Here is a 20637-nt window from a genome sequence, read left to right on the forward strand (position 1 = left end):
CCCCCTCAGTGCCGGATCCGCAGGCGGTCCGTACTGTCCTCGCTCGGCTGTACGACGACGATGCCCTGTCCGGAGAAGGCCATCTGGTACGCCTCTCCACTCCCCCGCCCGATGAGCGAGGAGGCCTTGAAGCTGCGCTTGCCCTTGACCTTCAGGGACGGCGACCAGGCGACGAGGGCGTCGGGGTCCACATACGTCTCGTCCTCACCGCGACCGCAGTCGACGACGATCGGGGTGCCGCGCGAGGTCAGGGCGACCCAGCCGGTGCCCGCGATCTGCACGTTCCACAGGCCCTGTCCGGCGAACTTGGCCAGGCCCTTGACCCGCTCGACGCCCCACTGGAGGTGGGCGTCGAAGGCCAGCAGATTGGTCCCGTTGACCGAGAGCGAGTCGTTGTTGAGGTTGATGACGACCACGTCGGCGCCGTAGTCCGCGAGATAGAGCAGACCGTCGCCGGAGCACTTCATGAGGGGCGCGCCCTCGCCGGAGATCCACTGGGAGGCGATCTGGCGGACGGCGGGCGGGTTGGGCTCGTACTGCACGAACCCTTCGTAGGCGACCATCGAGCCGGTGCGTGCCAACAGGTCCTGGCCCGAGGCCATGGCGACCTTGAGCATGGCGCGGCCGTGGTTCTCCATCCGCGCCACGGTCGGGGTCGGGGCGTAGCCCGCGAGTTGCTGGTTCATTCTTCGGGCTCCCTCAGACCTCGTACGGCTGGACGACGATGAAGTTGCCGGGGGCGCCCCGGAACTGCAGGTTGACGGTCTCTCCGCTGTGTCCCGGGTAGGCGTTGCGGCGGAGCCTGACCTGGCTGGAGAGGATCACCTGCGAGGCGGCGGACCAGGCGACGACGGCGTTGCAGTCGGCGAAGGTGGTCGGCGTGACGGGCAGCACCACGGGGACACCGTGGGTCTTCACCACGACGGTGCCGGTGCCCTGGAACAGCATGGTGAACAGCGCGCCGCCGGGGATGCCGTGGCCCTCGATCCTGCGGACCTCGTGCTGGAGCGACTCGTCGAAGGCGAGCACGTTCTCGGCGGAGACGCAGATGCCGTCGCCCTGGAGCTCGATCTGGTGCAGATGCGCGCCGTTCTCGGCGAGGAACACCTGCCCCCGACCGGTACAGCGCATCAGCTGCATCTCCTGGCCGGTGGCGTTGCCGACGATCCGGCCGGCGAAACCGGCGCCCTTGTAGCCGAACTCGACCTTGCCCTGGTACATGACCATGCTGCCCTGCCGGGCGAGGACGGGAACCCCGCCCATGGCGAGGTCGACCCGCATGAGCTGCTGGTTCTGCGGGGTCCAGCGCTGGCCGGTGGCGGCTTCCTTGTACGGCTGGAGCGCGGCCGCGAGACCGGCGCCGGGCTGCTGGGGAACGCCCTGGGGCATCCCGCCGGGCGGCATGGCGCCGGGCGGCATAGCTCCCGGGGGCTGCTGGCCGAACTGCGGCTGTCCGTACGGGGCAGGTGCGGGCTGTCCGTAGGGCGCGGGCGCGGCGGGCGGCTGACCCTGGCCGGGCACCTGTCCGAACTGCGGCTGCTGGGGCTGCGGCGGCTGGCCGTACGGCGACGGCGCGGTCTGCGGAGCGAGCGGCGCCGCGATGGTCGGCGCCGCGTGCATGTGCTGCGGGGCCGGGGCGGGAGCCGGTGCGGCCGGGGCGCCGAAGGACGGGGCGGGCTGCGGCGCCTGGGGCGCCGTGGGAGCACCGAACGACGGAGCGGGTGCGGCGCCCTGCGGCGGCGGGGCGAACCCCGGTGCGCCCTGCGGAGCCTGCGCGGCCGGCTCCTCCTCGGCGACCTCGCCGCCGAAGTTCTTCAGGAGCGCCTCGAGTCCACCGTCGAAGCCCTGGCCGACAGCGGCGAACCGCCAGACGTCCTTCAGGTAGAAGTCGCCGAGCATCACCGCGCGCTCGGTGGTGAACTCCGAGCCGTTGAAGGCGTACCGGACCACCTCTTCGCCGCCGGCGACGATCCGGATGTAGCCGGGGCCGATCTGCGACATCTGGCCGGCGCCGTCGACGGTCGCGGTGAACGACAGCTTGTGGATGTTCGCCGGGACGCGGTCCAGGGTGACGCGGAAGGACTCGGTGTCACCGGCCTGGGCGCCGAGGAGCTGGACGGACTCCTCGGGCGATTTCGGCTGGTTGAAGAAGATGAAATACCGGTCGTCGGACAGCTGCTCGTTGGCGTCGAGCCCGAAGCAGCTGATGTCGAAGGTCAGCCCGGGTGCCGCGATCTGCACGCCCACGTACAGGTCGGTCCCAGGTGTGAGATCACTGATCTTGGCCTTGTGGCCGCGTTGGAATTCCCTGGCCATGCGTAACGACCGTCCCCCATCCCGAAATGTGAATGCGTCGCGCCAGGCTAACGGCTGTCCGCGACATTGAGCCAAGTCGGTACAGGTTCGGTACAGGATTGACGGTTGTCACTCTCCGCGAGCGGCCGGCAGATGAGGCAACCGGTCGGCGGCGACGACGCCTTCGAGGTACCCGCGGGCGCGCTCGGTGCGCGGGTACGCCTCGAGGAGGCGCCAGAAGTCCGGCCCGTGGCCGGGGACGAGCAGATGGGCGAGCTCGTGGAGCAGGACGTAGTCGACGACGTACTCGGGCATCCCCTGGAGCCGGTGCGACAGCCGGATGCTGCCCTCCGACGGAGTGCAGGAGCCCCAGCGGGTGTTCTGGTTGGTCACCCAGCGGACCGAGGCGGGCCGCGCCCGCCCGCCGAAGTACTGGGAGGACAACCGCTCGGCGCGCTCGCCGAGTTCGCTGTCGCCGAGGATGCGCTTGCTCTCCTGGGCGGCCAGCTTGTCGAGCATCACGGTCACCCAGCGATGCTCCTCGGCCTCCGACATCCGGGCGGGGATGAGCACGATGGTCCGGTCGCCCTCCCGGTAGGCGGAGACTGTTCTCCTCCGCCGGGAGCTCCTTCGGACCTCGACCGCACTCGTCCCCGACCCGCGGGGCGGTTGCTTCGTCACGCTGCGTTGTGGGTCGGCGGGCACGCCCCGACGTTACCCGCTGTCAGCACGGGAAGTCCCGCCTCCGGGACGGTTCGGCCATGATCCACCCAAGTCGTGCACCATTTGAACGACTAATACCCCTGCCCTGTGGATAACTTTCCCCGCCGTTCCCGGCGGCCGTGCATTCTGACAACGGCGGTCGCTCCAGGACGATCACCGGTGATGATCAACGAGGGCACGGGGGGCGGATATGCATCCGATGGTGAATCCGGCGCTGCGCCGGGCCTGGCGGAATCTTCAGTATGTGCAGTTCGGGGTGACACCCGCCCACGCCGTGGCCGTCGGACCCGTGGACACCACCACCGGCAGCCTGATCGACCTGCTCGACGGGACGCGTGGAGTGGAGCTGCTGCGCGAGGAGGGCCGGGCGCTGGGGCTGCCCGACGGACAGGTGGACTCCCTGCTCGGCCGGCTGACCGCGGCGGGGCTGCTCCTCGACGCGGACGGCGGGCGGCACCGAGGTGAGGCGGCGCGGCGCGGGCAGGGCGCACTCGATCCGCTGCGCGCCGATCTCGCGTCTCTCTCGGTCGTCGCTCCGGAACCGGACGGCGCCGCGCGGCGATGGTCGGCGCGGCGCGCGACGCGGGTTCAGGTGCGGGGAGCCGGGCGGGTCGGCACGGCGGTCGCGGCCCTGCTTTCCGCGTCGGGGGTGGGGCGGGTGGAAGTGCTGGACAGCGGTGTGGTGGAGCCGTGGGACGTGTCGCCGGGCGGACTGCCGGCGGATGCGGTGGGTGAGCGGAGGGCGGTGGCGGCCCGGCGGGTGGTGGGCCGGTGCGCGCCGGGAGGGCGGGTACCCCGGGCGAGGGAGGCCGCCGACGGGCCGGACGGCGACACCGATCGCGGGCTCTCGCTGATCGTGGTCGCGCCGAGGGACGGGCCGGCCGCGTATCTCCCCGATCCGAGGGCCGCCGAGGAATGGCTCGTGACCGGCGTTCCCCATCTGTACGCGGGGGTGATCGAGGCGACCGGTGTGGTGGGCCCGCTCGTTCTGCCCGGGGGCACGGCTTGCGCGGGGTGCGTGGAGCGCACGCGTACCGACCGGGATCCGGTGTGGCCCCGGATGCTGGCGCAGTGGCGGTCGGGTGCGCGCCGTGCGGTCCCGGCCTGCGATCTGGGACTGGCGACGGCGGTCGCCGGACTGACGGCGGCACACGCGCTGTCGTTCCTGGACGGTGAGCTGCCGGCGAGCACGGGCACCCGGTGGGAGACCTCGCTGCCGTTGCTGGAGTGGCGGACGGAGCGCATGGTGCCGCACGAGGAGTGCCCTTGCGGGGCGGCTGGTGGCAGACAGGGGGAGCGCGTCTCGGAAGCGGGAGCGGCGCACGACACAATGGCGGGGTAACGGCCGTACGCGGCACGGCAGTCTGGGATTTGGAGGGGCGCATGTCTGATCTTCCCCGGAAGGCGGTCACCCGGACCGCCAAGTTGGCCGCGTTGCCCTTGGGCTTCGCCGGGAGAGCCACGTGGGGCCTGGGCAAGCGGATCGGCGGCAAGTCCGCGGAGATCGTCGCCCGCGAACTGCAACAGCGCACCGCGGAGCAACTGTTCCGTGTCCTCGGTGAGCTGAAGGGGGGCGCGATGAAGCTCGGTCAGGCCCTGTCCGTCTTCGAGTCCGCGCTGCCGGAGGAGGTGGCGGGTCCCTATCGCGCGGCACTCACCAAGCTCCAGGAGGCCGCCCCGCCGATGCCGACGCGCACGGTCCACGCGGTCCTGGAGGAGCGGCTGGGCGCACAGTGGCGGGAGCTTTTCCTGGAATTCGAGGACAAGCCCTCGGCGGCGGCCTCCATCGGTCAGGTGCACCGGGCGGTGTGGCGCGACGGCCGCGAGGTGGCGGTGAAGGTGCAGTACCCCGGGGCGGGTGAGGCCCTGCTCTCGGATCTGACGCAGCTGAGCCGGTTCGCCCGGCTCCTGGGTCCGCTCATTCCCGGGATGGACATCAAGCCCCTGATCACCGAGCTGCGCGACCGGGTGTCGGAGGAGCTGGACTACGCGCTGGAGGCGCAGGCGCAGCGGGAGCACGCGGCGGAGTTCGCGGACGACCCTCATGTGGTGGTGCCCGATGTGGTGCACCAGTGCGAACAGGTCCTGGTGACCGAGTGGATCGAGGGCATACCGCTCGCCGAGGTGATCGCGGACGGTACGCCGGAGCAGCGCGACCGAGCGGGGCAGTTGCTGGCCCGCTTCCTCTTCTCGGGCCCGGCGCGCACGGGGCTGCTGCACGCGGACCCGCATCCGGGCAACTTCCGGCTGCTCCCGGCCGATGAGAACGGTGAGGACGGTGAGCAGGGCCCGGAGAGCTGGCGGCTGGGGGTACTGGACTTCGGCACCGTCGACCGGCTGCCGGGCGGGCTGCCCCCGACCATCGGAGCCTGTCTGCGGATGACGCTGGAGGGCGAGGCCGAGACGGTCTACGAACTGCTCTGCGCGGAGGGGTTCGTCAAGGAGAGCATCGACCTCGATCCGGAGGCGGTACTGGACTATCTGCTGCCGATCATCGAGCCGGCCGAGGTCGACGAGTTCGCCTTCACGCGGAGCTGGCTGCGGAACCAGGCCGCCCGGATAGCCGATCCGCGGTCGCCGGCACATCAGTTGGGCAAGCAGCTGAATCTGCCGCCGTCGTACCTGCTGATACACCGTGTGACCTTGAGCACGATCGGGGTGCTCTGTCAGCTGAACGCGACGGTCCGGCTGCGCGACGAGCTGGAGGAGTGGCTGCCGGGGTTCCTCCCGGCGGAGCCCGGGCAGGATCTCGTGCCGGGCGCAGGGCCGGAGCCCGTGCCGGAAGCGGGGCAGGAGCTCGTGCCGGGCGCGGGGCCGGTGACAGGAGTGGAGCCGGCGACGGAGGTGGCGGGCGGCTGACCCGCCGTCACCACCAGGCCGAGTCGAGTCTGCCCTCGATGGCCCTGATGTTGGCGCGGGCGCAGTCGTCGCAGATGTACTGGCGGGCGCCGTTCTCCACCGAGCAGGTCCAGGTCACCGGGGTGCCCTCGGCGACCGCGCCGCAGCAGGCGCACGCGATGATCTCCTCGGGGGCCGGGGCGTCGTCCCCGGAGTCACTACTCAGCACCCTGGAGACGATAACCCGGCTCGGGGCGGGGGCTGGGGCAACGCACCGCGGGGGCCGGTCCGTTCGGACCGGCCCCCGCGGGGTCTGTGCTCAGGGGTGAGTGCACGGGGCACTCAGTGCATGACGGCCATGGCCAGCGCGCGGCGGGCGCGCAGTGACACGCGCTCGGCTCGCCGCTGCATGCGCCGGGCGGCGATCAGGCGCACGGCCTGGCGTTCCGCGTCGGCTTCCCTCATGCGGTCGTGCATATGCGCACGGGCCAGGGCTTCTGGAATGAGTTGCATTTCGCGGGTCCTGTTCTGACGCGAGGCGTTCGCGCCGATGGTGGTGACGTTCGGGGTGGCGGAGCCGGACGGCTCGCTGGTGGAAGAGGTCATGGGAGCCAGCTTCTGGGGATCGTGCGTGAGGGGTCGGTCGATGGTTCCGGTGGTGTTCATGCCGCGACCGGGTTCTTGCGCGGGCGACCACGCGGCCGCTTGCGGGCCACGACGACACCCTGGACGAACAGCTCGCCGCCCCAGACGCCCCACGGCTCGCGCCGCTCCTTGGCGCCCGCCAGGCAGGCCTCCATCAGCGGGCAGGTGCGACAGAGGGACTTGGCGTACTCGACGTCCGCCGGCGACTCGGCGAAGAAGACCTCCGGGTCGTAGGCACGGCAGGGGACGGGTACGCCGAGGTTCTCGATGGCGTCGTCGAGCGCGGTGAGCGCGGTGAGGGGGGTCAAGGTGGAGTCCTCCGTGAGACCGGGCGGGGGAAGCGTTTCGGAAGGCGGTACGGACGGGGCGTGCGCTTCGAGTTGCACGGTGTGGTCTTCCTCGTCTGGTCGTTCCGGCCTGTTGGCCGGTGGGTGGTCCCCCGACGGGGCCGGGGGTGGCTGGTACCGGTCTTGCTGGTCCCGTGGCGCCTGTCGCTCTGGTCCGCCCGGTTCGGGCAAAACAGAAGGGCCGCGGATCCCGGGTGGGGTTCCGCGGCCCTGAAGGCGCCGGTCTGATCATGGATCAGACTGGATCACTCCAGGGTTCGAGCCCACGGAAGGCCCACTTCGTGTCGTGCTGCGTCGTCTGCTGCTTGGTTTCGGCACCGGTCGCGGCAAAGGCATGGGCCTTCTTGGCCTCGCCCGCTGCTACTCCTGCTTCCAGTGCCTTGGTCGGTCGCTCATTGCGCTCCAGGACGGGAAGAGCCGCCAGGAGGGACGCCGGACGCACGGCTGCGAAGCCGGGCATACCGGTGCCGATGAACGCCGAGCCGGAGAGGCCGAGCGAGCAGGTGGAGACGACAGAGCGATCGGTCATTTTGGCGGTGCGGATGCTGGTGCTGGTGGTGTAGCTGATCACTGGAATCGCCTCCTCTCGGCGTCTCTGGGGGGATCGGGGTGAGCCGGTCCCGCGCGTATTCGGATAAGTACAGCACGGAGACAGGGCTTCAGAGAAGCTCCCGTTTCCGTGGTTAAGAACCTATGGGGCTTCCCGGGGCGGGCGCAAACTATTTTTTCGACGAGTTTTCATCAGTCCTCGTCGTCGGCTCCTCCAACCTCTTCACCTGCGCAGATGGCGAGAACATCGGCGCCGAACCGGTCCAGCTTGCGGGCACCGACCCCGGAGATGCCGGCGAGCTCGCCGTCGGTGGACGGTACGGACTCGGCGATCGCCATCAGCGTCTTGTCGGTGAACACGCAGTAGGCCGGCTGCCCGAGCTCCTTGGCCTGCTCGGAGCGCCACTCGCGCAGCCGCTCGTACAGCGCCTCGTCCATGTCGGAGGGGCAGTCCTCGCAGCGCATCAGTTTCATCTCGCCGGCGTCGGTGAGTGTGGTGCCGCAGACCCGGCACAGCACGGGTCCCCGGCGCTTGCGCCGGCTGCCGCCGGCGCCGCCGCCACCGCGTTCGATGCCGCCGGCTCCACCGGCGCCACGGCCGCCGAGGGCTCCGGAGCCGGGCCGCAGCCCGTTGAGGAAGCGTGTCGGGCGGCGGGAGGCACGGCCGCCGGGCGACCGGGAGACGGCCCACGACAGGGAGAGGTGGAGCCGGGCGCGGGTCACGCCCACGTACAGCAGGCGGCGCTCCTCCTCGACCTGTTCGTCGGTCTTGGCGTAGGTGATCGGCATCATGCCCTCGGTCAGGCCGACCAGGAACACCGCGTCCCACTCCAGGCCCTTCGCGGCGTGCAGCGAGGCGAGGGTGACGCCCTGGACGGTCGGGGCGTGCTGGGCGGCGGCCCGCTCGTCCAGCTCCGCGACCAGATCGCCGAGGGTCGCCTCGGGCTTGATCCGTACGAAGTCCTCCGCGAGGCGGACCAGCGCCGCGAGGGATTCCCAGCGGTCCCGGACGGCGCCCGAGCCGGCCGGCGGCTCCGTGGTCCACCCCTTGGTGGAGAGGACCGCCCGGACCTGCGAGGGAAGGGTGTCGACGTCGTCGAGCAGCGAGTCGTTCCCGCCGGCGCGGGCGGCGCCGCGCAGGGCGACCCCGGCTTCCCGCACCTCGGGCCGGTCGAAGAAACGCTCGGCGCCGCGCAGCTGGTAGGGCACGCCGGCGTCGGCCAGGGCCTGCTCGTAGACCTCGGACTGGGCGTTGACCCGGTAGAGGACGGCGATCTCTCCGGCCGGGACCCCGGCGGCGATAAGGTCGCGGATGCGCCGGGCGGTGCCCTCGGCCTCGGCGGGCTCGTCGCCGTACTCGGTGTAGGCGGGTTCGGGGCCGGGGTCGCGCTGCGAGATCAGCTCCAGGCGGTGCTCGGCGGCGCGGCCGCGGGCCTGGCTGAGCAGGCCGTTGGCCAGATGGACGACCTGGGGGGTGGAGCGGTAGTCGCGGACCAGCTTCACGACGGTGGCGTTCGGATGCCGGGTGCGGAAGTTCAGCAGATGGTCCGGGGTGGCGCCGGTGAACGAGTAGATCGTCTGGCTGGCGTCACCGACGACGCAGAGGCTGTCCCGGTCGCCGAGCCACAGATCGAGGAGGCGCTGCTGGAGCGGGGACACGTCCTGGTACTCGTCCACGACGAAGTGCTGGTACTGGCGGCGGATCTGGTCGGCGATGTCGTGCCGGTCCTGGAGGATGCCGACCGTGAGTAGCAGCACATCCTCGAAGTCGATCACCGAACGGTCCCGCTTGAGCTGTTCGTAGAGCGCATAGATCTGGCCGATCTCGGCTGGGTCGCGCGGAGCGTCGCGGTGGGACTTGGCGACGGCGGCCGGATAGTCGCCGGGAACGGTCTGAGTGACCTTCGCCCACTCGATCTCGCTGGTCACATCGCGGAGCTCATTGCGGTCGAGGCGGATGCGGCAGCGCGCGGCGGCCTCGGCGACCAGCTGGACCTTGCGCTCCAGCAGTCGCGGAAGATCCCCACCGACGACTTTCGGCCAGAAGTACTGGAGCTGACGCAGGGCGGCGGAGTGGAAGGTGCGGGCCTGGACGCCCCCCGCGCCGAGCTGGCGGAGACGGCCGCGCATCTCGCCCGCGGCACGGTTGGTGAACGTGACAGCCAGCACACTGCCGGGCTGGAGTATCCCGGACCGCACGCCATAGGCGATGCGGTGGGTGATCGCCCGCGTCTTGCCGGTGCCGGCGCCCGCCAGCACGCACACCGGGCCGCTGAGCGCCAGGGCGACCTCGCGCTGCTCGGGGTCGAGCCCGTCGAGGACGGCGTCCGCCGTCTCGGGGACCGGTGGGAAGAGAGTGGAGTGCGTTGCTGCTGTCACCCCGCCATGCTGCCAGGTTCACGGGGGTCGGTGCGGCGCGTTGTCCACAGGCTTCACGGCGTGGTCGTACTAACACCCCGGTCGCCGCAGGGGTCGTCACCGAGGGTCGTCACCGAGGTCGCGCGCCGTGGTCCTCCTCATACGGGAATGGCGGCGACGACGCATACGTTCAGTCTGGGAGCGACCCACCCAGCGAACAGAGGAGCGCCAGCAATGCAGGGGACTGTGACGATGTACAGCACCACGTGGTGCGGCTACTGCCGCCGGCTGAAGAGCCAGATGGACCGCGAGGGCATCGCGTACACCGAGATCAACATCGAGCAGGACCCGGAGTCGGCGGCGTTCGTGGAGAAGGCGAACGGCGGCAACCAGACCGTTCCGACCGTTCTCTTCGGTGACGGTTCGACGCTGACGAACCCGTCGCTGGCGCAGGTCAAGCAGAAGATCGCCGTCTGAGCGACGACCGCCGGTCGTCCTCGGTACCGAAACCCCCGCCCGGAGCGTTCCGGAGCGGGGGTTTCGCGTACTGCCCCGGTGCTGGCCCGTCAGGCCAGGTCTCCGGGCTTCGGCAGCGGCTTGCCGTACCAGAGCTCGATCAGCCGGGACGCGATCGAGATCCCGTACGGCGGCAGCACCTCGCCGGACTCGAAGGCCGCGGTCAGGTCCTCCCGGGAGAACCAGCGCGCCTCGTGGATCTCCTCGCCGTCCACATTGATCTCCGACGAGGTGGCGCGGGCCATGAAGCCCAGCATCAGGCTGGAGGGGAAGGGCCACGGCTGGCTCGCGACGTACTCGACCTCGCCGACCGTCACACCGGCCTCCTCGAAGACCTCCCGGGCCACCGACTGCTCGATCGACTCGCCCGGCTCGACGAAGCCCGCGAGGGTCGAGAAGCGGCCCTCCGGCCAGTGCACCTGGCGACCGAGGAGCGCGCGGTCCTGGTCGTCCGTGACCAGCATGATCACGGCCGGGTCGGTCCGGGGGTAGTGCTCGGCGCCGCAGGCCTGGCAGCGGCGGATGTGCCCGGCGGCGGCGATCACCGTGCGCTCGCCGCAGCGCGAGCAGAAACGGTGGAGGCGCTGCCAGTTCTCCAGGGCAACGGCGTGGACCATCAGACCGGCGTCCCGGGGCGACAGCAGGAGGCCCGCCTCCCGCAGACCTGCCGGGCGGGCCGACTGGTCCATGCGGCCCGGCAGGGAGTCCTTCTGCAGCGCGAAGTACCGGACACCGTCCGCGTCCGTGCCCAGGAAGTACCGGTGGGTCTCGGTGACCGGGGCCTCGAAGGCCGGCGTCATGACCAGCTCGGTCCGGCCGTCCGCGGTGTCGTCGATCAGCACCTGGCCGCCGGAGACCACGAAGACCCGCGTGGTCGGGTGGCTCCACGCCGCCGCCAGCCAGGCCTCGTCGAGACGGTGGTGCGCCACGCGGTCGATGCCGCTCGGGGCGGTCAGGCCGATGGGACGGTGCCCGGCCTCGTTACTGATGGTGCTCACGGTACTTCCAACTCCCCCGGATCGTTGTGGGTCCAGCATTCAGCGGAGTGCGGCGGCGGACAGGTCGCCCCACAGGTGGGCGGTGGCCTCCACGCCCTTGAACAGCAGGTCCAGTTCGACCTTCTCGTTCGGCGCGTGCCAGCCGTCGGACGGCACGGAGATCCCCAGGAACAGTACGGGTGCCTCCAGGACGTCCTGGAGGTCGGCCGCCGGACCGGAGCCTCCCTCGCGCGTGAAGCGGATCTTCGCCCCGTCGAAGGCCAGGCTCATCGCGCGTGCGACGGACTGGAGGGCGGGGTGGTCGAGCGGGGTCAGGCAGGGGCGGGTCGGGGCGCCGAAGGTGATCTCGTGGCGGATCCCCGCCGGGACGCGAGCCGCGAGCCAGTCCCGCACGGCGACCTCGATCTTGTCCGGGTCCTGGCCCGCCACCAGCCGGAAGGAGATCTTCAGCTGGGCGGAGGCCGGGACGATCGTCTTGCCGCCGGGGCCCTGGTAGCCGCCGCCGATGCCGTTGACCTCGGCGGTGGGGCGGGCCCAGACCCGCTCCAGGGTGGAGTAGCCGGCCTCGCCCAGGGTGCCGTGGGACTTGGCGGTGCTCAGCCAGGTCGACTCGTCGAAGGGAAGCTCGGCGATCAGCCGGCGCTCGGCGTCGGTGAGCGGAGCGACGCCGTCGTAGAAGCCGGGGATGGCGACCTGTTCGTTCTCGTCGTGCAGCGCGGCGACCAGACGGCCGGCGACGGTGGCCGGGTTGGGCACAGCGCCGCCGAACGAGCCGGAGTGGATGTCCTGGTCGGGGCCGAACAGCTCGATCTCGCAGTCGGCGACACCGCGCATTCCGGTGCAGACGGTGGGGGTCTCCTCCGACCACATGCCGGTGTCCGAGACGATCACGACGTCGGCGGCGAGGCGGCCCGCGCGGGCCTCGACGAGCGCGCGGAAGTGCGGGGAGCCGGACTCCTCCTCACCCTCGACAAGCAGCTTGAGGTTGACGGCCGGGGCCGTGCGGCCGGTCGCGGCGAGGTGGGCGCGGACCCCTAGCGTGTGGAAGAAGACCTGGCCCTTGTCGTCGGCGGCACCCCTGCCGTACATCCGGCCGTCCTTGATCACCGGCTCGAACGGGTCGGTGTGCCAGCCGTCCTCGACGGCGGCGGGCTGGACGTCGTGGTGACCGTAGACCAGGACGGTCGGGGCGGACGGGTCCCCGGAGGGCCACTCGGCGAAGACGGCGGGAGCGCCGTCGGTCTCCCAGACCTCGACCGTCGTGAACCCCGTCTCCGACAGCTTCGCGGCCAGCCACTCGGCACTGCGCCGTACGTCCGGGGCACGGTCGGGCCGGGCCGACACGGACGGGATGCGCAGCCACGCGGCGAGGTCGTCGAGGAAGGCGGCGCGGTGCTGCTCGATGTACGTGCGTACGGCCTGGGTCGGTGCGGTCTGGACGGCGCTGTCCGGGGTGTCGCTCATGCTCCTGAGCCTATCCGGCGTCGGGGGCGGCCCGGCCGGGCGTCCCAGTCAGCAGGATGCGCTCCAGCTCCGGGCGGTCGGGCAGGCGCTCGGGACGGACGACTTCGCCGGTGCGTACGTAGACGAAGGCGGCGGTCACGTCCTGCGGCGGAAGGTCGTGCTGCTCGGCCCAGGCGAGCCGGTACAGCGCGAGCTGGAGCGGGTCGGACGTGCGGGACCGGCTGGTCTTCCAGTCGACGATCTCGTACGCGCCAGTGGTCTCGTCCCGGTAGACGGCGTCTATCCGGCCCCTGATGACGCGGCCGCCGAGGACGAGCTGGAAGGGCGCCTCCACGCTGTGGGGGACGCGGTGGGCGTACGGGGTCCGCTCGAAGGCGTCCTTGAGCGCGGCGAGGTCGCGCTCGTCCGCGATCTCCGGCTCGTCGGCGAACGCCTCCCCGCCGGGGAGCTCGTCGGGACCGAGCATGGGCAGAGGCAGCGCCTCGAACCGCGACTCCACCCAGGCGTGGAACCGCGTGCCACGGCGGGCGGCGGGCTGCGGGGGCCTGGGCATCGGACGGGCCAGCTCCTCGGCGAAGCCGTCGGGGTCGGCGGCGAGCCGGACGAGCTGGGAGGCGGAGAGGGAGGCCGGGAGGGGGACGTCCCGGCTGGTGGCACGGGCGCGCCGGAGCTCGGTGGTGAGGGCCTCCAGGTCCCGGTCCCAGGATTCGATGGTGCGCGCGTCCTCGGGGGTGAGCCGGGGAGCACGGCGGGGGGCCGTGCCGGGAGGCCGGCCCGGGGCCTGCCGGGGGGCCGGGACGTCGGCGGGCGCGGCGGCGCGGGGGCGCGGGGGAAGCGGCGGCTCGGGCGGTGTCCGCTCGGGGACCGCCGAGGTCCAGGCGTCCCAGTCGGAAAGGGTGAGGCCGTCCGTCTCCTCGGAGATCTCGTGCCGCTCGTGGGTGTCGTACGGCTCGTATGCCTCCGGTTCGTAGGCCGCGTACGGCTCGCCGGGCCCTGTCTCGAGGTCGACCGGCTCGGGGTCGTACAGCTCGGAGTCGTACGGCTCGGAGGCGTACGGCTCGGGACCGTCCTCCTCGGAGTCGTGCGGCTCGGACAGATACGCCAGGACCGTGTCCGCCGCCGTCCGGCGGCGCTCCAGGGAGGCCGGGTCCAGAGGGAGCGGCCAGGCCTCGGAGGAGCCGGACTCCCGCAAGGAAGGGTTCTCGGCGTCCTTCTCCGGCTCGTCCGCCCAGGACTCGATCTCGCCGAAGCCGGCCGAGCAGTGGTCGTAGAGGGCGTGGAGGAACGGCGACGGGCCCCTGGGGCGCTTCTGGGACGGCCCCCACCAGTGGGCGGAGCCGAGCAGCAGGGAGCGGGGGCGGGTGAACGTGACATAGCCGAGGCGGAGTTCCTCGGTGTGCTGGTGCGCCCTCATGGCGTCCTTGAACGCGGCCAGGGACTTGGCGTCCCAGCTGTCGACCGCGGGCAGCGTCGGGGCGTCCCCGCGCAGGGCGTGCGGGAGCACCTGCGGCTGGGACGTCCAGGACTCGCGGGACCTGGCGCTGGGGAATTGCGTCGCCACCAGGCCCGGTACCGCGACGACGTCCCACTCCAGTCCCTTGGACTTGTGCGCGGTGAGGACCTTGACGGTGTTCTCGCCGCCCGGGAGGGCGTTGTCCAGGCCCTTTTCGTACTGGGCGGCGGTCCGCAGGAAGCCGAGGAAGGCGAGCAGGGTCGCGTCGCCGTCCAGGGACGCGAAACCCGCGGCTGTGTCCAGGAAGTTGGAGAGGGTCTCGCGGCGACGGGCGGCCAGCGCCTGCGGGGACGCGGAGAGTTCCACCTCCAGGCCGGTCGTGGCGAGGACCCGGTGCAGGACGTCCATCAGAGGGTCGGCCAGGGAGCGGCGCAGGTCGCGCAGTTCGGTGGCGAGGCGGGCGAAGCGGACGCGGGCCTCGGCGGAGAAGGGCAGGCCGTCGTCGTCGCTTCCGCCGCCCGCGCCGATGAAGGTGTCCAGGGCATCGGCCAGCGAGATGACCTCGGCCGGGTCGACGCCCTCGACCGCGGACGCCAGGCGCTCGTCGGGGTCGTCCGTGCCGGCGGGGGCGCGGTGGACGAGCAGCCGTGCCCGGCGGCCGAGCAGGGCCAGGTCCCGGGCCCCGATGCGCCAGCGGGGTCCGGTGAGGAGCCGGACGAGCGAGGCGTTGGCACCGGGGTCCTGGAGGACTTCGCAGACCGCGACGAGGTCGGCGATCTCGGGGAGGTGCAGCAGCCCGGACAGGCCGACCACCTCGACCGGGACGTCCCTGGCGACGAGGGCGGCCTGGATGGCCGGGAAGTCCGTTGCCGTGCGGCACAGGACGGCGATCTCGCCCGGTTCCTTTCCCGTACGCACGAGGTGGGCGATCGAGTCGGCGAGCCAGTCGATCTCCTCCGCGTGGGTGGGCAGCAGCGCGATGCGGACGACGCCGTCGCGCTCCGCGCCGGGGGCCGGGCGCAGCGCCTCCACGCCGGCGTGCATGGCGCGCAGCGGCTCGGCGAGACCGTTGGCGAGGTCGAGGAGGCGGCCGCCGCTGCGGCGGTTCTCGCTCAGCGAGAACCGGGTGGCGGGGCTGCCGTCCGCGTACGGGAAGTGGGCGGGGAAGTCGTCGAGGTTGGCGACGGACGCGCCGCGCCAGCCGTAGATCGCCTGGCAGGGGTCGCCGACGGCGGTCACGGCGTGGCCCGTACCGGAGCCGAAAAGGCCCGACAACAGCAGCCGCTGCGCGACGGACGTGTCCTGGTACTCGTCGAGGAGAACGACCCTGAACTCGTCACGCAGGATCGCCCCCACCTCGGAGCGGGTCGTCGCCAGCTCCGCCGAGAGCGCGATCTGGTCGCCGAAGTCGAGGAGGTCGCGGGCGCGCTTCGCAGCGCGGTAGCGGACGACGAGGTCGAGCATTTCACGACGGGCCGCGGCGGCCTCGGGGAGCTTGCGCAGGTCGGCGTTGGTGAGCTTGGCGCGGGCGAGGGCGTTGAGGAGCTCGGAGTCGTACGCGAGGAGGTCGGCGGGGCGTACGAGATGTTCCGCGAGCTCGGCGTCGAGGGCGAGGAGGTCGCTGACGAGGGTGGGGAAGGACTTGGTCAGCGCGGGGTACGGCCCGGGGGCCTCGCGGAGCACGCGCGCGGCGAGCTGGTAGCGGGTGGCGTCGGCGAGCAGGCGGGCGGTGGGCTCCAGGCCGATGCGCAGGCCGTGGTCGGTCAGGAGCTGCCCGGCGAAGGCGTGGTAGGTCGAGATGCGCGGCTCACCGGGCGGATTGTCCGGGTCGATGACGTCGGGGTCCGTCACCCCGGCCCGTACGAGCGCCTTGCGGACGCGCTCGGCGAGCTCGCCCGCGGCCTTGTTGGTGAACGTCAGGCCGAGCACCTGCTCGGGGGCGACCTGCCCCGTGCCGACCAGCCAGACCACGCGGGCGGCCATCACCGTCGTCTTCCCGGAGCCGGCTCCGGCCACGATGACCTGCGGGGCGGGCGGCGCGGTGATGCAGGCCGTCTGCTCCGGGGTGAACGGGATGCCGAGGAGCTCCTTGAGCTGCTCGGGGTCGGTGAGGCGTGGGGTCACCTCAGAGAGGCTAACGGGGGCCACTGACACTCTCCGCCGGTGTCAGGGGACAGCCGCTCGCCGCGCACCCGCCACCGCTGGGACCGTCCCTTGCCGCGCCGCCGCTACTCCACGATGTGGCGGCCCTCCGGCAGCGCGCTGCACGAGGCGCGGAAGGCGCAGTGGGTGCAGTGCTGGCCGGTGGAGGGAGTGAAGCGTTCGTCGAGGACGCGGCCCGCGGCGGTGGCGAGGAGGTCGCCGACCCATTCGCCGTCGAGCGGCGCCTGGGCCTGCACCTTCGGCAGGGATTCGCCGCCCTCCTTCTTGGGGGCGGGCTGGCGCAGCTGTACGAGTTCGGCGCCCGCAGGGTCCGGGCGGCGGCCGTCGAAGACGTCGTCCACGGCACCCTCACGGACGGCGAGCTGGTAGACGGCGAGCTGGGGGTGGTGGGCGACCTCGTCCTTGGTCGGGGCGGACTTGCCGGTCTTGAAGTCGACGACATAGGCGCGGCCGTGCTCGTCCTGTTCGACCCGGTCCATGGAGCCGCGGATCCGCACCGCGTACTCCCCCGCCTCCAGGGTCACGTCGAAGTCGTGCTCGGTGGCGGTGGGGGTGCGGCCGCCGCGGTCCATGACGTGCCAGCGCAGGAAGCGCTCCAGCGCCACGCGCGCGTGCTCCTTTTCCTGGACCGACTTCCAGGGCGCGTCGAAGGCGAGGGCGTCCCACACGGAGTCGAGGCGTTCCATGAGGACGCCGAGGTCGGCGGGGGTACGTCCGGAGGCGACCTCGTCCGCGAGGACATGGACGACGTTGCCGAAGCCCTGGGCCGCGGTCGCGGGGGCGTCCGCCTTGACCTCCCGGCCCAGGAACCACTGGAGGGCACAGGTGTTGGCCAGCTGGTCCAGGGCGCTGCCCGACAGTGCGACGGGGTGGTCGCGGTCGCGCAGCGGGACCGCGGAGTGGGTCGGGTCGTACAGGCCCCACCAGCGGTACGGGTGCGCGGCCGGAACCAGCGGCTGGCCCTCGTCGTCGGTGAGCGCGGCGAGGCGGGCGAGGCGCCGGGCGGCGGCGTCGCGCAGTTCGGGGCCGGCGTCGGGGTCCACCGTCGTCGCCCGCAGTTCGGCCACGAGCGCGGCGACGGCGAGCGGGCGGCGGGGCCTGCCGGTGACGTCCCGCGGCTCGACGCCGAGTTCGGTGAGGAAGCGGGACGGCTGGTCACCGTCGTCGGCGGGCGCCTTCACCGCCGTGACGACGAGGCGGTCGCGCGCGCGGGTCGCGGCGACGTAGAAGAGCCGGCGCTCCTCGGCGAGGAGGGCGCCCGGGGTGAGCGGCTCGGCGAGACCGTCGCGGCCGATCCTGTCCGCTTCGAGGAGGGAGCCGCGGCGGCGCAGGTCGGGCCAGAGCCCCTCCTGCACGCCGGCGACGACCACCAGGCCCCATTCCAGGCCCTTGGAGCGGTGAGCGGTCATCAGACGGACGGCGTCGGGCCGGACCTGCCGCTTGGAGAGGGTGTCGGCGGCGATGTCCTGGGCGTCGAGCTCCTCCAGGAAGTTGAGGGCGCCCCGGCCGCCGGTCTTCTCCTCGGCCCTGGCGGCGGTCTCGAACAGCGCGCACACCGCGTCGAGGTCGCGGTCGGCGTTCCGCCCGGCCGCGCCGCCCCGCAGTGCGGCGCGCTGCAGCCTGCCGGGCCACGGCGTGCCGTCCCAGAGCAGCCAGAGGGCCTCCTCCGCGGTGCCGCCGCGCCGGAGCAGGGCCAGGGTGTCCCGAAGGAGCTCCCCCAGACGCTGGGCGCCGCGCGCGTAGGCGGGGTCGTGGGCGACGAGACGCTCGGGCTCGGCGAGGGCACGGGCGAGCAGTACGTCGGAGGGCGGCGGCACCCGGTTCCCTCCGGCCCGCTCCTCGTCCCGCAGGGCGCGCCCGAGCCGCCGCAGGTCGGCGGCGTCCATGCCGCCGAGGGGCGAGGTGAGGAGGCTGAGCGCCGTCTCGGTGTCGAGCCAGGTGTCCGTACCGGGGGCGGGGCGGTCCTCGGCGGGGGGCTCGGCGCGGTCCTCAGCGGGCGCCCCCCGGGACAGCTCCGCGGACAGCCCGGCACTCTCTGCCGCAGCAACCTCCGCAGGCGCCCCTTCGATCGGCCCGGCGACCCCAACGGCACTCCCTCCGGCAGGAACCTCGGCAGGCGCCCCTTCGATCGGCCCGGCGACCCCGACGGCACTCCCTCCGGCAGCAACCTCGGCAGGCGCCCCTTCGGCCGGCACGGCGACCCCAACGGCACTCTCTGCCGCAGCAACCTCCGCAGGCGCCCCTTCGATCGGCTCGGCGACCCCGAGCGCCGCCCCGGCCGCCGCTCCCGCCCGCGCCGCCGTCGCCGTCGCCCGCAGTGCCGTCAGCAGCGGCGCCACCGCCGGCTCGTGGCGCAGCGGGACGTCGGCCGTGTCCGTTTCCAGTGGAACGCCGGCCGAGGTCAGGGAACGGCGCAGGGACGGGATGTGGGTGCCCGCGCGGACGAGGACCGCCATCTCGTTCCAGGGGACGCCCTCCTCCAGGTGGGCACGGCGCAGGAGGTCGGCGATGTTGTCGACCTCGGTCGAAGGGGTCGGGTAGGTGTACGTCTCCACCCGGCCGCCCGCCCTGACCGGCGCCAGGGCGCGGTGGGCACGGGCCTGTTCCGACGGGAGCCGGGTCAGCGGCATGCGCTGGGTGAGCAGCCGGGTCGCCGCCAAGAGCTGGGCGCCGGAGCGGCGCGAGGTGGTGAGGACGCGCACCGGGGACGGGGCCCCGTCGGCGCGGCGGAACGTCTCGGGGAAGCCGAGGATGCCGTTCACGTCGGCGCCCCGGAACGCGTAGATGGACTGGTCGGGGTCACCGAAGGCGACCAGCGTCCTTCCTCCCCCGGCCAGCGCCCGCAGCAGCCGGACCTGCGCCGGGTCCGTGTCCTGGTACTCGTCCACGAAGACGGCGTCGTAGTCGGGGAGAGCCACGGCGTCCGCGAGCAGCACGGCCCGGTGGACCAGCTCGGAGTAGTCCAGGACCCCTTGGAGGTCCAGGACGTCCAGGTACTCGGCGAGGAACCCGGCCGCCGCCTTCCAGTCCGGCCTCCCGACGCGCTGCGCGAACTCCGCCAGCGCCCGGGGCCCGAGGCCCAGCTCACGCGTCCGGGCGAGGACGGCCCGTACCTCGTCGGCGAAACCGCGCGTGGTCAGGCAGGCCCGCAGTTCGTCGGGCCAGCGGATGCCCGCCCGGCCCTCGCGTCCGAGATCGAGCTGGCCGGCCAGCAGGTCGCGTACGGCCACGTCCTGTTCCGGTCCGGACAGCAGCCGCAGCGGCTCGGCGAACAGGTCCGCGTCCTGGTGCGCCCGGATCAGCGCGTAGCAGAAGGAGTGGAAGGTGGTGGCCTGCGGCGCCTGCGCGCCCCCCAGCCGTGCCGCCATCCGGTCCCGGAGTTCCACCGCCGCCTTGCGGCTGAAGGTGAGGACGAGGATGCGCTCCGGGTCACCGCCCTTGGCCACCCGCGCGGCGACCGCCTCCACCAGCGTCGTGGTCTTCCCGGTGCCCGGACCTGCCAGAACGAGCAACGGCCCGCCCTCGTGTTCAACCACGGCGCGCTGCGATGCGTCCAGGAGAGGGGGGTTCACGGGGGCCGGTGGAGTACGCACCAGTCGGTACGCGCCCGGGGTCCCCTGCCGTACCTGTCCCTGGTACGGCGTACGCCGGGTGGTGGAGGAGGAACTCACGTGGCTCGCCGGTCCTGGTGGGTGTGCTGGTGGTCATGCTCGTGACGGTCGCTGAGGCGCCGGTGCGGCCCGAGCCGCCGACGGACCGTCCCGACGACGCTACGCGACGCGGCGTCCGGATCGCAGCGGGACCGGCGGTCCGTCCGCCCCTTACTCCGCCGCCACGTACTCCGTCCGCTCCTCACAGTGCCCGTCGCACCGCCGGATGGCCCAAGCTGTCACGTGTGAGCTCCCGCACTCGCGCCGGCGTCCGTGCCGCCGCCGTCCCAGCGCGCCCGCCTCATGTCGAGACGCGGCACGTGACCCTCGGCGCTGCGCGCGGCCTCCCTCAGGGGAGTGCCCTCCGCGCGGTAGTGGCCGAGCGCCCGCAGTTCGTGGCCGGGCAGCAGTGTGCCGTCCGATCGCACGACGCGCCACCAGGGCACCGCGCCGCCGTACAGGGCCATCACCCGGCCCACCTGGCGTGGTCCGCCCTCGCCGAGCCATTCGGCGATGTCCCCGTACGTCATCACTCGTCCAGGTGGGATCAGCTCGGTGAGTTCCAGCACCCGCTCGGCGTACTCGGGCAGCTCCCCCGGTTCGGGCGGTCCCGGCACCTCATCGCTCATCCGACCCAT

16 protein-coding genes are annotated in these 20637 nt (G+C 72.5%); 3 read left to right on the forward strand and 13 right to left on the reverse strand.

Annotated elements, in window-relative coordinates; all coding sequences use genetic code 11:
* Positions 1 to 5 precede the first annotated feature (5 nt).
* From ACZ7J0_RS19550 to ACZ7J0_RS19560, 3 genes are all read right to left on the reverse strand, one after another.
* Positions 6 to 686, reverse strand: a complete 681-nt coding sequence (locus ACZ7J0_RS19550; protein ID WP_470888925.1) for an AIM24 family protein — start codon at positions 684 to 686, stop codon at positions 6 to 8.
* Positions 687 to 699: 13 nt separating this feature from the next.
* Positions 700 to 2316 carry a TerD family protein gene (locus tag ACZ7J0_RS19555; protein WP_470888927.1) on the reverse strand — a complete coding sequence of 539 codons (1617 nt, stop codon included), beginning with the start codon at positions 2314 to 2316 and terminating at the stop codon, positions 700 to 702.
* A 108-nt stretch (positions 2317 to 2424) separates the two neighbouring features.
* A complete protein-coding gene (locus tag ACZ7J0_RS19560) occupies positions 2425 to 3000 on the reverse strand; it encodes a M48 metallopeptidase family protein (RefSeq protein ID WP_470888929.1) in 576 nt (191 codons plus the stop codon).
* A gap of 208 nt (positions 3001 to 3208) precedes the next feature.
* Between ACZ7J0_RS19560 and ACZ7J0_RS19565 the strand changes: the two genes are divergently transcribed.
* Positions 3209 to 4360, forward strand: coding sequence for a ThiF family adenylyltransferase (locus ACZ7J0_RS19565; RefSeq protein WP_470888930.1), 1152 nt, complete (start codon positions 3209 to 3211; stop codon positions 4358 to 4360).
* A 41-nt stretch (positions 4361 to 4401) separates the two neighbouring features.
* Positions 4402 to 5877 (forward strand): ABC1 kinase family protein, encoded by a 1476-nt coding sequence (locus ACZ7J0_RS19570; protein ID WP_470888932.1) that lies wholly within the window; start codon positions 4402 to 4404, stop codon positions 5875 to 5877.
* Positions 5878 to 5884: 7 nt separating this feature from the next.
* On the opposite strand, the gene ACZ7J0_RS19575 is transcribed toward ACZ7J0_RS19570, so the two are convergent.
* From ACZ7J0_RS19575 to ACZ7J0_RS19595, 5 genes are all read right to left on the reverse strand, one after another.
* A complete protein-coding gene (locus tag ACZ7J0_RS19575) occupies positions 5885 to 6085 on the reverse strand; it encodes a hypothetical protein (RefSeq protein ID WP_470888934.1) in 201 nt (66 codons plus the stop codon).
* Between the two features lie 113 nt (positions 6086 to 6198).
* A complete protein-coding gene (locus tag ACZ7J0_RS19580; protein WP_469119170.1) occupies positions 6199 to 6522 on the reverse strand; it encodes a hypothetical protein in 324 nt (107 codons plus the stop codon).
* Positions 6519 to 6887 carry a WhiB family transcriptional regulator gene (locus ACZ7J0_RS19585; protein WP_468707326.1) on the reverse strand — a complete coding sequence of 123 codons (369 nt, stop codon included), beginning with the start codon at positions 6885 to 6887 and terminating at the stop codon, positions 6519 to 6521. The genes ACZ7J0_RS19580 and ACZ7J0_RS19585 overlap by 4 nt, the downstream gene beginning before the upstream one ends.
* 196 nt (positions 6888 to 7083) lie before the next feature.
* On the reverse strand, positions 7084 to 7419 hold the full coding sequence (locus ACZ7J0_RS19590; protein ID WP_470888937.1) for a hypothetical protein: 336 nt from the start codon (positions 7417 to 7419) through the stop codon (positions 7084 to 7086).
* 170 nt (positions 7420 to 7589) lie between these two features.
* Positions 7590 to 9776 (reverse strand): ATP-dependent DNA helicase UvrD2, encoded by a 2187-nt coding sequence (locus ACZ7J0_RS19595; protein WP_470888939.1) that lies wholly within the window; start codon positions 9774 to 9776, stop codon positions 7590 to 7592.
* Between the two features lie 213 nt (positions 9777 to 9989).
* Here ACZ7J0_RS19595 and ACZ7J0_RS19600 point away from each other — a divergent pair, with 213 nt between their 5' ends.
* Positions 9990 to 10232 (forward strand): mycoredoxin, encoded by a 243-nt coding sequence (locus ACZ7J0_RS19600; protein WP_468707331.1) that lies wholly within the window; start codon positions 9990 to 9992, stop codon positions 10230 to 10232.
* An 89-nt stretch (positions 10233 to 10321) separates the two neighbouring features.
* On the opposite strand, the gene nudC is transcribed toward ACZ7J0_RS19600, so the two are convergent.
* From nudC to ACZ7J0_RS19625, 5 genes are all read right to left on the reverse strand, one after another.
* On the reverse strand, positions 10322 to 11269 hold the full coding sequence (gene nudC, locus ACZ7J0_RS19605) for an NAD(+) diphosphatase (RefSeq protein WP_470888941.1): 948 nt from the start codon (positions 11267 to 11269) through the stop codon (positions 10322 to 10324).
* 39 nt (positions 11270 to 11308) lie between these two features.
* A complete protein-coding gene (locus tag ACZ7J0_RS19610; protein WP_470888942.1) occupies positions 11309 to 12733 on the reverse strand; it encodes a dipeptidase in 1425 nt (474 codons plus the stop codon).
* A 10-nt stretch (positions 12734 to 12743) separates the two neighbouring features.
* The gene (locus ACZ7J0_RS19615; RefSeq protein ID WP_470888944.1) at positions 12744 to 16310 is read right to left on the reverse strand and encodes an ATP-dependent helicase; all 3567 of its coding nucleotides are present in this window, start codon (positions 16308 to 16310) and stop codon (positions 12744 to 12746) included.
* 104 nt (positions 16311 to 16414) lie between these two features.
* The gene (locus ACZ7J0_RS19620; protein ID WP_470888946.1) at positions 16415 to 20020 is read right to left on the reverse strand and encodes an ATP-dependent helicase; all 3606 of its coding nucleotides are present in this window, start codon (positions 20018 to 20020) and stop codon (positions 16415 to 16417) included.
* 218 nt (positions 20021 to 20238) lie between these two features.
* Positions 20239 to 20628 (reverse strand): MGMT family protein, encoded by a 390-nt coding sequence (locus ACZ7J0_RS19625; protein ID WP_470888947.1) that lies wholly within the window; start codon positions 20626 to 20628, stop codon positions 20239 to 20241.
* Positions 20629 to 20637: the final 9 nt, after the last annotated feature.

The sequence above is a fragment of the Streptomyces sp. NPDC038280 genome, from assembly GCF_055600045.1.